5 protein-coding genes are annotated in these 2,539 nt (G+C 42.4%); all 5 read right to left on the reverse strand.

Annotated elements, in window-relative coordinates; translation table 11 throughout:
* Nucleotides 1–879 (reverse strand): hypothetical protein (locus C2M25_RS20740; RefSeq protein WP_199775203.1); only part of this gene is annotated, 879 nt, incomplete at its 3' end.
* Nucleotides 880–992: 113 nt separating this feature from the next.
* Nucleotides 993–1,127, reverse strand: coding sequence for a membrane protein (locus tag C2M25_RS22225; RefSeq protein WP_008467240.1), 135 nt, complete (start codon nucleotides 1,125–1,127; stop codon nucleotides 993–995).
* Nucleotides 1,128–1,139: 12 nt separating this feature from the next.
* Entirely contained in the window at nucleotides 1,140–1,376 is a 237-nt protein-coding gene (locus C2M25_RS20745) for a hypothetical protein (RefSeq protein ID WP_105181043.1), read from the reverse strand.
* 2 nt (nucleotides 1,377–1,378) lie between these two features.
* Nucleotides 1,379–1,687, reverse strand: a complete 309-nt coding sequence (locus C2M25_RS20750) for a hypothetical protein (RefSeq protein WP_105181042.1) — start codon at nucleotides 1,685–1,687, stop codon at nucleotides 1,379–1,381.
* Nucleotides 1,684–2,539: replication initiation factor domain-containing protein (locus tag C2M25_RS20755; RefSeq protein WP_199775169.1), on the reverse strand; the 856-nt coding region annotated here is incomplete at its 5' end. The genes C2M25_RS20750 and C2M25_RS20755, both read right to left, overlap by 4 nt.

Genomic DNA, 2,539 nt, shown 5'->3' on the forward strand with positions numbered 1-2,539 from the left:
GTCTACAGACCCACAACCAGCAGGGCATTGGTTCATAATTTTGTCACCACCATCACCCGCGACAATAATTCGATTACACACATCATTCGGATTTACAGGGCATATAGCATAAGGGTCTGTTGAGCCAACAGTTGCACATGCATTAGGGTTATCAGCGTTATCCGGTGGTGCTATGTCGGGCTTAGGGTAGATAGGCTCTTCACCAGTGCATTGTTCACCAGTTTGTTCAAAGCCTGAGCCGAAAGGGTTTTGCTTAAATTTGCATTGTGAACCACTCGCTGTTGTGTAACAAACTGAACCTCCAGCGGGTACGTTTAAACTATCATTTGGTGGTAAAAAACTGTTAGTACCAAATTCATCACAATCACTTGGGTCTGGCTCTGGTGTGCCAATTGGTTTACCACACATCATTGAAGAGCCAGAGCCAACAGCAATAGTATGTAGTGGATTACCGTCAGGTGGACACGAATAAAAATCAGACGATTGAGTCTTGTAAACACGCGCACCCATAGCAACGACATTATTTTTCCAAGCAGTTGATTGGTTTTCATCTGCTTTGAAATTAAAGTCAACATACTGATAATTTGCATCATTCCTTGTTACGTTCTGTGTATCAAACGTATAGGAAATACCAGCATACGCACCGACACCTTGCCACGTATTTTCTAAACAAGCTGATGCGTCAGTGCCTTGAATAATAGTTATAGACTGGCGACTGTTGTATAAAGGGTATCTATCTGTGATTAGCTTATAACATTCAGTGTAACCGGTTACTTGTTCATTCTTAGCGGGAATTAAAGAATCAGGGTTGTATTCACCCTCATTCGAAGAAACAAAAAAAGCGCTAAAAAGCGCCATTGCATAAAGAGTTATTTTCATTGGCTGCTATCCCCAACCGAAATTTTTACAAACTATGAAACCAGTTAAAGCCCCTATCAATGCACATATTGTGTAGATAAGGGCGACTATTAGGCCGCCCATATTTTTATGCCTTAAGCTTTAGCAACTGCACGCTTGGCAAGAGTGATACCCTTGTAAGCGAGTGCAACGCCAACGATTAAAACACCAGTTGCACCTACGAACGTTGCAACGCCTGCCATATCTACTGCTGCGAAAATATCAGTCATGTTGATTTCCTTTTAAAGTTTGTTTATTACCATTCGGGCTGCTTTTACTTTAAATGACAAAAACCCGAACAGAACGACGAGGCCAAAGCCCCAAGTAAATGACTCTCCAATTTCAAGAGCCGTTATCTGAATGCTTTCAACATAGGCCGCCGCATCATGGCTAGGAACTAGAACATAGCCTGAACATTGTTCGAGTGTTTCAGTTGTTGCGGTCAACGTGCCGTCAGCATTGAGATAAATACATTGCATGGTTAGCTAACCAGCTTTACATCTGAAACCACGTTACGAGACATGTTTTCTGGGTCAGGTTGAAGTGTTAAATCAACCTCACAAATACCGTGTTGGTCTAAGATGTTTTTGAACTTGTTATACAAAGACTGCTCATCAAGGATGTTTAAAGACTTTGGTTCAAAGCCGCATTTTTGGATTTGATGGTCACCTTGGATAAAGTCCTTTTCAGGTACTAAGTAGCTGATAGACGAAAACGCATAGTGCTTAGGTGCGCCAGTTTTTTGTGAAATGCCTTTACCATTTGCGGCAGATAATAGGGTTACTTTCATGGGGCTAACTCCATTTGATTTGGTGGTGATATACAGGCCTGATTAATAGAGTCGGGGATATCCCACGGATTAAGGCCTTTGGTTAATTGGTTAATGATTTCGCTGTCCGGTAGTTCTTTAACGTGACGTAAGAAATTTAAAAACTTGCCGTAAGACTGTGCGCAATAGCGTTCTAGTCTTTCAGCAACAAAAATCCCACTTACTTTTGGTTTACGTGTAGTGGTTTTAATCTCAAGACGTTTAGCGCTAACAAACTCAAAAGCAGGGTATGCAGCAGCAAAAACGGCATCGGTATTGAGAAGTGCATCCAAGGAGATAACACGGTCAATAGACCTAAGCTCAAGCTCAGCACGCACCCAATTAGGTTGAGTTTCACTTTGCATTTGCTTGCCTTTTTCATAAATACGCGCCATTTTTCCATTTTTGCGACTTCCTACATAAAGGGTGTTACCGCCATTGGCTACACAGTCATAGCGCTTTTGCCAGCCATGTTTTTTCTTCCAGAGCGCTTGTTGCTCATTAGATAATTTTTGCAGTTCGCCAGTCTGAATCCATGAGAAAGAGGGCGCTTGGTTCGTTTTACAGAAGCCGCCTTCTTCAAGATTTTGGAAGTAATTTAGAACAGACTTTTCGCCGTCATAGTCATCGTAAGCAATGTCCAAACGGGTGATTTTTACGTTCGGCATTTTCTTAAGCATGGCGTGAAGTTTTGGAATGTCGAGACCCGCACAACCTGCGCCAGAGAATGAAATCATCACGCCACCATTGTTAGCACCCCAAGCAACAACGCCCGAATTTACATCATGACGGTAAAGGGTTGCTGACTTTTCATAGGTGAACATGCCGCCTGAG

Source organism: Pseudoalteromonas sp. T1lg21, from assembly GCF_002964625.1.
In the GTDB taxonomy this organism is placed as follows: Bacteria; Pseudomonadota; Gammaproteobacteria; order Enterobacterales; family Alteromonadaceae; genus Pseudoalteromonas; species Pseudoalteromonas gelatinilytica.

Bases quoted from the DNA above. Each gene is read 5' to 3' on its own strand.
- C2M25_RS22225 (WP_008467240.1), bottom strand. From the start codon at position 1,127: ATGACTGATATTTTCGCAGCAGTAGATATGGCAGGCGTTGCAACGTTC.
- C2M25_RS20745 (WP_105181043.1), bottom strand. From the start codon at position 1,376: ATGCAATGTATTTATCTCAATGCTGACGGCACGTTGACCGCAACAACT.
- C2M25_RS20750 (WP_105181042.1), bottom strand. From the start codon at position 1,687: ATGAAAGTAACCCTATTATCTGCCGCAAATGGTAAAGGCATTTCACAA.